The sequence below is a fragment of the Nocardioides panzhihuensis genome, assembly GCF_013408335.1.
Classification (GTDB): Bacteria; Actinomycetota; Actinomycetes; order Propionibacteriales; family Nocardioidaceae; genus Nocardioides; species Nocardioides panzhihuensis.
On record NZ_JACBZR010000003.1, the window covers coordinates 74,951 to 83,150 of the forward strand.

At 67.0% G+C, this 8,200-nt stretch carries 8 protein-coding genes and 2 pseudogenes; all 10 read right to left on the minus strand.

Translation table 11 applies throughout. The features are described 5' to 3' along the window. Positions 1–55: 55 nt before the first annotated feature. Positions 56–1,174 carry a tyrosine-type recombinase/integrase gene (locus BJ988_RS30020; protein ID WP_343051811.1) on the minus strand — a complete coding sequence of 373 codons (1,119 nt, stop codon included), beginning with the start codon at positions 1,172–1,174 and terminating at the stop codon, positions 56–58. Then, positions 1,171–1,410: a helix-turn-helix transcriptional regulator gene (locus BJ988_RS30025; protein ID WP_179661025.1), complete on the minus strand. Its 240-nt coding sequence runs from the start codon at positions 1,408–1,410 to the stop codon at positions 1,171–1,173. The genes BJ988_RS30020 and BJ988_RS30025 overlap by 4 nt, the downstream gene beginning before the upstream one ends. Positions 1,411–1,702: 292 nt before the next feature. Then, a complete protein-coding gene (locus tag BJ988_RS30030; protein WP_246322227.1) occupies positions 1,703–2,407 on the minus strand; it encodes a DUF3631 domain-containing protein in 705 nt (234 codons plus the stop codon). A 539-nt stretch (positions 2,408–2,946) separates the two neighbouring features. After that, a pseudogene (locus tag BJ988_RS31635) lies at positions 2,947–3,333 on the minus strand (tyrosine-type recombinase/integrase); the annotation flags it as partial. A gap of 11 nt (positions 3,334–3,344) precedes the next feature. Next, positions 3,345–3,584 carry a helix-turn-helix transcriptional regulator gene (locus BJ988_RS30035; RefSeq protein WP_179661025.1) on the minus strand — a complete coding sequence of 80 codons (240 nt, stop codon included), beginning with the start codon at positions 3,582–3,584 and terminating at the stop codon, positions 3,345–3,347. A gap of 292 nt (positions 3,585–3,876) precedes the next feature. After that, positions 3,877–4,581, minus strand: coding sequence for a DUF3631 domain-containing protein (locus tag BJ988_RS30040; protein ID WP_246322227.1), 705 nt, complete (start codon positions 4,579–4,581; stop codon positions 3,877–3,879). Between the two features lie 539 nt (positions 4,582–5,120). Then, a pseudogene (locus tag BJ988_RS31640) lies at positions 5,121–5,507 on the minus strand (tyrosine-type recombinase/integrase); the annotation flags it as partial. Positions 5,508–5,518: 11 nt separating this feature from the next. After that, positions 5,519–5,758, minus strand: a complete 240-nt coding sequence (locus BJ988_RS30045) for a helix-turn-helix transcriptional regulator (protein WP_179661025.1) — start codon at positions 5,756–5,758, stop codon at positions 5,519–5,521. Positions 5,759–6,050: 292 nt separating this feature from the next. Further along, positions 6,051–7,352: a DUF3631 domain-containing protein gene (locus tag BJ988_RS30050; protein WP_246321592.1), complete on the minus strand. Its 1,302-nt coding sequence runs from the start codon at positions 7,350–7,352 to the stop codon at positions 6,051–6,053. Further along, a partial coding sequence (locus BJ988_RS30055) for a bifunctional DNA primase/polymerase (RefSeq protein ID WP_179661840.1) occupies positions 7,349–8,200 on the minus strand: 852 nt, incomplete at its 5' end. The genes BJ988_RS30055 and BJ988_RS30050, both read right to left, overlap by 4 nt.

The window sequence follows — 8,200 nt, forward strand, 5'->3', positions numbered from 1 at the left end:
CTGACCTGCGGAAACGCAGAGAGTCAGGCGGGGTTCTTGCTTGTTTGTGCTGCCGTTATTCGGCGGATTCCCCCCGGATTCCCCCCGAGCCGTTCAGGCGGGCCAATCCGGCCTCATCTGCGACGGTCCCGAGGTGGTGCAGATAGATGTTTGTCGTCGCGATTGAGGCATGCCCCATCCATGCCTGAACCGTGGTCGCGGGCACGCCCTTCGCCAGCCACAGGCAGGCGGCCGTGTGGCGCAGATCGTGAATTCTGCGGCCGTGCGAGATCAGCTCCCAGTCGACGGCCCGCTTGACGGCGCTCGCGTGCAACCGGTGACCAGTGGCGGTGACGAACACCAGATCGCGGGTGGTGCGTCCGGCGATCAGGTCTTTGACGGTCGGGAGGATGCGGTCCGCGAGCGGCACGAATCGGGACTTCCCGGACTTGGTTGTCTTGGCTTCGCCTCCCTCGGGTGCTGCGCGTCGAACGTAGATGCCCGGCATGGGGTCGAATACGACGTCGCTCACTCGAACCTCACGCAGCTCCGACCAGCGGAGCCCGGTCCATCCCGCGACCAGCAGGATGTCCGAGAGTCGGGCGAGGTCGCGTGTTCGCTCTGCTGCTCGAATCAGACTGACGGAGTCCCTCGATGCGAGGTGGGCGGCATCGAGGACGAAGGTCTCTAGCTCGGTCTCGCTGAAGGGGTGCATCTCGGTGGCTACCTCACTTGCTTTGGGTACTCGGGTTGGTGTGACGGGGTTGTGCTGGACCATGCGTTCTCGGACTGCCCATGCGAAGAACGAAGACAGTGACGCCCGGTAGCGCTTGACCGACTTCTCGGCGAGGCCTCGGCGGCGGAGCGCGACCAGCGCGCGGGAGACCTCGCGTTCGGTCACACTGCCGATCTGCAGGGCTGACAGCGCGGGCGGTGTTAGGCGCGGGAGCGCGGCATCTGCGGTGTACGTCTTGGGGGCGACGGTCGCCTTGCGCTCATCGAGCCACATCGGCAAGGCCTTGCGGACGGTGATCTGTCCGGCGCGGCGGTCGAACCCACCCGCGAGCGCGGCACGCTCGCGGGTGAGCCAGTCGACAGCCTCGCGGCGGGTGTCGAACATCTTTGTGCCGATGTCGACCCGACCTTGCTTCAGTCGCGCTTGCCAGCGACCGTTCGTCATCTTCCGGACGTTCACGCGGCCACCTCCTCAAGCCAGGCGAGCACGTCGCTACGGCGATAGCGGGGCGAGTCAGGAGAGAGCCAGTAGACGCGAGGTCCCTTGCCGGTTGCCCGCCAGCGGCAGAGCGTCGACGGCGTCACCTTGAGCGCTTCGGCGACCTCGCGCGATGTCCAGAGGATCGGCAGCACATCGTTCGGGTCGTTGGCTGATCCCGCGACGGCCAGGTGATCGCGGCGGCTGATCTTGCTCATCAGTGGGCCTCCTTGGCGCTCGTGTTGTGGGTTGAGGTGGGGTGAGCCGTACCAGCCGTACCAGCCGTACCAACGGCGTGTTTCGGCTGGTCAGGTGCGGATTTTGGGTGGTACGGCTTTGGTACGGCTGGTACGGCTTGGGATTTCTGGTACGGCTTTGGTACGGCTCGATTTCCCAAGCCGTACCACTCGGAATCGTGGCCTGACCTCGGAAAACAGGGTCTTGGTACGGCTGGTACGGCTGGTACGGCTTGGGGCCCTCGACGTGTCGCCGGTCGGGTGGGGTGGGTGGTCATCGACGGGCCTCCGGGTCGCAGGTCGGGTGTGTGCGGGTGCCGTCGTCGATCGCGAGAGGTTGGCGGCAGATGAGGCAGGTTGGGGCGGGTGCGCAGTAGCGGGCCCAGGCGTCGGCGAACGCGGCACGCTGGTAGCCCTTGGCTTGTCCGGTGTCGAACCGGATCGTGTCGGATCGGATGTCGAAGTCGCGCAGCAGGAAACCGAGTTTCATCGCGGTCAGACCTTGCAGCGGGTTGGAGTAGGTCGCCCACGGTGCCTCGGGGTCGTCCTTGAGCCGGTCGAGCAGGACCGAGGTGGGCAGCGCTTCGGCGTCACCGAACGCGGTACGGCAGTCGGTCAGCAGTCGGGTTTGCAGGGTGGTCTGTGCGTTGGCGTCGCGGGTCTCGGTGAGGGTGACGCAGGCTTCGCGGCCGATCTCGGGCCAGTCGCCTCCGGCAAGGTCGGCGATCGCGAGCAGAGGTTCCCAGGTGTCGGCGGCGCGGTCCTCGACCGGCATGTCCGGGGTGGCGGTGCCGAGGTGGTCATGATGCGCGACCACCCACTGGTTCAGCCGCTTTCGGAGGTTGTCCAGCGCTGGACCATCACGGCGAGTCCGGTACGGCGCGACGGACTCACCAGGCGCGCGACGACGCATCCGGATAACGACGGCGCGGTCCTCGATGGTGTCCGGCATCGCACCGATCCCAGCGAGGGCGGCCATGGCGAATGTCTGGATGCGCTCGACGCTCGAGTTAGCGGCGTTGTAGCGCAGCGCGGGCCGGTTGCGCTGGTGTCCGGCGTTGAGCAGGCCGCGTAGGTCTTCGTTCTCGCCTGCCTTGGGTCCGAAGATGGTGTCGGCCTCGTCGAGCAGGATCGTGGGCGGGCCGCGAGCGGCACGAATCGGGACTTCCCGGACTTGGTTGTCTTGGCTTCGCCTCCCTCGGGTGCTGCGCGTCGAACGTAGATGCCCGGCATGGGGTCGAATACGACGTCGCTCACTCGAACCTCACGCAGCTCCGACCAGCGGAGCCCGGTCCATCCCGCGACCAGCAGGATGTCCGAGAGTCGGGCGAGGTCGCGTGTTCGCTCTGCTGCTCGAATCAGACTGACGGAGTCCCTCGATGCGAGGTGGGCGGCATCGAGGACGAAGGTCTCTAGCTCGGTCTCGCTGAAGGGGTGCATCTCGGTGGCTACCTCACTTGCTTTGGGTACTCGGGTTGGTGTGACGGGGTTGTGCTGGACCATGCGTTCTCGGACTGCCCATGCGAAGAACGAAGACAGTGACGCCCGGTAGCGCTTGACCGACTTCTCGGCGAGGCCTCGGCGGCGGAGCGCGACCAGCGCGCGGGAGACCTCGCGTTCGGTCACACTGCCGATCTGCAGGGCTGACAGCGCGGGCGGTGTTAGGCGCGGGAGCGCGGCATCTGCGGTGTACGTCTTGGGGGCGACGGTCGCCTTGCGCTCATCGAGCCACATCGGCAAGGCCTTGCGGACGGTGATCTGTCCGGCGCGGCGGTCGAACCCACCCGCGAGCGCGGCACGCTCGCGGGTGAGCCAGTCGACAGCCTCGCGGCGGGTGTCGAACATCTTTGTGCCGATGTCGACCCGACCTTGCTTCAGTCGCGCTTGCCAGCGACCGTTCGTCATCTTCCGGACGTTCACGCGGCCACCTCCTCAAGCCAGGCGAGCACGTCGCTACGGCGATAGCGGGGCGAGTCAGGAGAGAGCCAGTAGACGCGAGGTCCCTTGCCGGTTGCCCGCCAGCGGCAGAGCGTCGACGGCGTCACCTTGAGCGCTTCGGCGACCTCGCGCGATGTCCAGAGGATCGGCAGCACATCGTTCGGGTCGTTGGCTGATCCCGCGACGGCCAGGTGATCGCGGCGGCTGATCTTGCTCATCAGTGGGCCTCCTTGGCGCTCGTGTTGTGGGTTGAGGTGGGGTGAGCCGTACCAGCCGTACCAGCCGTACCAACGGCGTGTTTCGGCTGGTCAGGTGCGGATTTTGGGTGGTACGGCTTTGGTACGGCTGGTACGGCTTGGGATTTCTGGTACGGCTTTGGTACGGCTCGATTTCCCAAGCCGTACCACTCGGAATCGTGGCCTGACCTCGGAAAACAGGGTCTTGGTACGGCTGGTACGGCTGGTACGGCTTGGGGCCCTCGACGTGTCGCCGGTCGGGTGGGGTGGGTGGTCATCGACGGGCCTCCGGGTCGCAGGTCGGGTGTGTGCGGGTGCCGTCGTCGATCGCGAGAGGTTGGCGGCAGATGAGGCAGGTTGGGGCGGGTGCGCAGTAGCGGGCCCAGGCGTCGGCGAACGCGGCACGCTGGTAGCCCTTGGCTTGTCCGGTGTCGAACCGGATCGTGTCGGATCGGATGTCGAAGTCGCGCAGCAGGAAACCGAGTTTCATCGCGGTCAGACCTTGCAGCGGGTTGGAGTAGGTCGCCCACGGTGCCTCGGGGTCGTCCTTGAGCCGGTCGAGCAGGACCGAGGTGGGCAGCGCTTCGGCGTCACCGAACGCGGTACGGCAGTCGGTCAGCAGTCGGGTTTGCAGGGTGGTCTGTGCGTTGGCGTCGCGGGTCTCGGTGAGGGTGACGCAGGCTTCGCGGCCGATCTCGGGCCAGTCGCCTCCGGCAAGGTCGGCGATCGCGAGCAGAGGTTCCCAGGTGTCGGCGGCGCGGTCCTCGACCGGCATGTCCGGGGTGGCGGTGCCGAGGTGGTCATGATGCGCGACCACCCACTGGTTCAGCCGCTTTCGGAGGTTGTCCAGCGCTGGACCATCACGGCGAGTCCGGTACGGCGCGACGGACTCACCAGGCGCGCGACGACGCATCCGGATAACGACGGCGCGGTCCTCGATGGTGTCCGGCATCGCACCGATCCCAGCGAGGGCGGCCATGGCGAATGTCTGGATGCGCTCGACGCTCGAGTTAGCGGCGTTGTAGCGCAGCGCGGGCCGGTTGCGCTGGTGTCCGGCGTTGAGCAGGCCGCGTAGGTCTTCGTTCTCGCCTGCCTTGGGTCCGAAGATGGTGTCGGCCTCGTCGAGCAGGATCGTGGGCGGGCCGCGAGCGGCACGAATCGGGACTTCCCGGACTTGGTTGTCTTGGCTTCGCCTCCCTCGGGTGCTGCGCGTCGAACGTAGATGCCCGGCATGGGGTCGAATACGACGTCGCTCACTCGAACCTCACGCAGCTCCGACCAGCGGAGCCCGGTCCATCCCGCGACCAGCAGGATGTCCGAGAGTCGGGCGAGGTCGCGTGTTCGCTCTGCTGCTCGAATCAGACTGACGGAGTCCCTCGATGCGAGGTGGGCGGCATCGAGGACGAAGGTCTCTAGCTCGGTCTCGCTGAAGGGGTGCATCTCGGTGGCTACCTCACTTGCTTTGGGTACTCGGGTTGGTGTGACGGGGTTGTGCTGGACCATGCGTTCTCGGACTGCCCATGCGAAGAACGAAGACAGTGACGCCCGGTAGCGCTTGACCGACTTCTCGGCGAGGCCTCGGCGGCGGAGCGCGACCAGCGCGCGGGAGACCTCGCGTTCGGTCACACTGCCGATCTGCAGGGCTGACAGCGCGGGCGGTGTTAGGCGCGGGAGCGCGGCATCTGCGGTGTACGTCTTGGGGGCGACGGTCGCCTTGCGCTCATCGAGCCACATCGGCAAGGCCTTGCGGACGGTGATCTGTCCGGCGCGGCGGTCGAACCCACCCGCGAGCGCGGCACGCTCGCGGGTGAGCCAGTCGACAGCCTCGCGGCGGGTGTCGAACATCTTTGTGCCGATGTCGACCCGACCTTGCTTCAGTCGCGCTTGCCAGCGACCGTTCGTCATCTTCCGGACGTTCACGCGGCCACCTCCTCAAGCCAGGCGAGCACGTCGCTACGGCGATAGCGGGGCGAGTCAGGAGAGAGCCAGTAGACGCGAGGTCCCTTGCCGGTTGCCCGCCAGCGGCAGAGCGTCGACGGCGTCACCTTGAGCGCTTCGGCGACCTCGCGCGATGTCCAGAGGATCGGCAGCACATCGTTCGGGTCGTTGGCTGATCCCGCGACGGCCAGGTGATCGCGGCGGCTGATCTTGCTCATCAGTGGGCCTCCTTGGCGCTCGTGTTGTGGGTTGAGGTGGGGTGAGCCGTACCAGCCGTACCAGCCGTACCAACGGCGTGTTTCGGCTGGTCAGGTGCGGATTTTGGGTGGTACGGCTTTGGTACGGCTGGTACGGCTTGGGATTTCTGGTACGGCTTTGGTACGGCTCGATTTCCCAAGCCGTACCACTCGGAATCGTGGCCTGACCTCGGAAAACAGGGTCTTGGTACGGCTGGTACGGCTGGTACGGCTTGGGGCCCTCGACGTGTCGCCGGTCGGGTGGGGTGGGTGGTCATCGACGGGCCTCCGGGTCGCAGGTCGGGTGTGTGCGGGTGCCGTCGTCGATCGCGAGAGGTTGGCGGCAGATGAGGCAGGTTGGGGCGGGTGCGCAGTAGCGGGCCCAGGCGTCGGCGAACGCGGCACGCTGGTAGCCCTTGGCTTGTCCGGTGTCGAACCGGATCGTGTCGGATCGGATGTCGAAGTCGCGCAGCAGGAAACCGAGTTTCATCGCGGTCAGACCTTGCAGCGGGTTGGAGTAGGTCGCCCACGGTGCCTCGGGGTCGTCCTTGAGCCGGTCGAGCAGGACCGAGGTGGGCAGCGCTTCGGCGTCACCGAACGCGGTACGGCAGTCGGTCAGCAGTCGGGTTTGCAGGGTGGTCTGTGCGTTGGCGTCGCGGGTCTCGGTGAGGGTGACGCAGGCTTCGCGGCCGATCTCGGGCCAGTCGCCTCCGGCAAGGTCGGCGATCGCGAGCAGAGGTTCCCAGGTGTCGGCGGCGCGGTCCTCGACCGGCATGTCCGGGGTGGCGGTGCCGAGGTGGTCATGATGCGCGACCACCCACTGGTTCAGCCGCTTTCGGAGGTTGTCCAGCGCTGGACCATCACGGCGAGTCCGGTACGGCGCGACGGACTCACCAGGCGCGCGACGACGCATCCGGATAACGACGGCGCGGTCCTCGATGGTGTCCGGCATCGCACCGATCCCAGCGAGGGCGGCCATGGCGAATGTCTGGATGCGCTCGACGCTCGAGTTAGCGGCGTTGTAGCGCAGCGCGGGCCGGTTGCGCTGGTGTCCGGCGTTGAGCAGGCCGCGTAGGTCTTCGTTCTCGCCTGCCTTGGGTCCGAAGATGGTGTCGGCCTCGTCGAGCAGGATCGTGGGCGGGTTCTTCGTCTTCATCCCGATGGAGCGGTAAACGGCGCTGGGTGAGGCGTTGACGGTGAGCAGCGGGTCATGGCAGGTCGCCTCGGCCAGGTCGAGCAGCCGCGACTTGCCGCATCGTTTCTCCGGGGCACGGATCACCAGGCGGGGCGCGTGGGCCCACACGGGTACGGCGTGGGTGGCGGCGATCCAGAGAACGACCCCGGTCATGGCGTGAGCATCGGGGAGGATGACGTACTTCCCGATCGCATCGCGAACCTCGTTGAGCAGCAGCTCTCCCGCGTTGGGCGCGAAGTCGGCCGGGGTGAGCCTTTCCTCACCCGGGCTGACCGTGACGTTCTCGGCGGTGGTGGTGTCGTCGGCCATGGGTTGTTCCTCCGGGTTGGGTTCCGAGTTGGGCGTTGTCTGGTCGTCTCGTTGGTCGAAGGCGTGGGTCATGCGGCGCTCCGGGTCGCGGCGCGGCGGAAGCCGGACAGGATCGTGTTCTCGGCCTCGTAGGCGGTGTAGGCGCGAGCGGCGATGTGCCCAGCGGCAGCGACCAACAGCCGGTCGAGCGCGGAGTGTTCGGTGATCAGGTCGCGTGCAACCAACTTTCCGACTGTGGCGGCCGCGACGAAGAGCGCGGCGTTTCGGCCGCCCTTGGTCGCGTCCAGCAGACCCGCGACGCCGTTTGCGTGGTCGCCGTTGATCGCGATGTCGAAGACGCGGTTTACGTACGCGTCCGGGTCGCGCAGTGGCTCGCCGGACCCGATCGGCTGTAGTGGTCGGGCCTGTGTCCTAGAACCGTCCTGAGAGCGGTTCTGTGACGTGCGGGTGGCGGGTCGGCGGTCGTGGGTGAGGAGGTCGAGCAGGAACATCGGGAGCGGTGCGGCCGGGCGGTCGTCGATGATGTCGTACGCGCTAGCTCCGATGCTGGTTGGCGGTGCGGCGACGTATCCGCCGTGGGCGCGGGTGTCGATCAACCAGCCGATCTTTCCGGCTGTGTTGCCGTAGGCCACATCGGCCGGCGCAGCGTAGTAGAGGTGGGTTCCTCCGGAGACGGTGCGCACGGTGTAGGTCGGGGTGATGGTGCCGCCGTGGACTCCGGCGAGGTGGTCGAGCACGTCGGCGCCAGTGGTGATCTCGAACGACTTCCACGGTTCGGGGATCTCGGTTCCGGGCTTGTGGGTGTCGAGGTCGACCACGACCAGGCGGGAGGGCCCACAGGCGATCCCGACTCCGTAGGCGGGGTTGCTGGACCATGCTTTGGTGATCTTGTCGGCGCGGATGGTGGCGCGTTGCTCCCA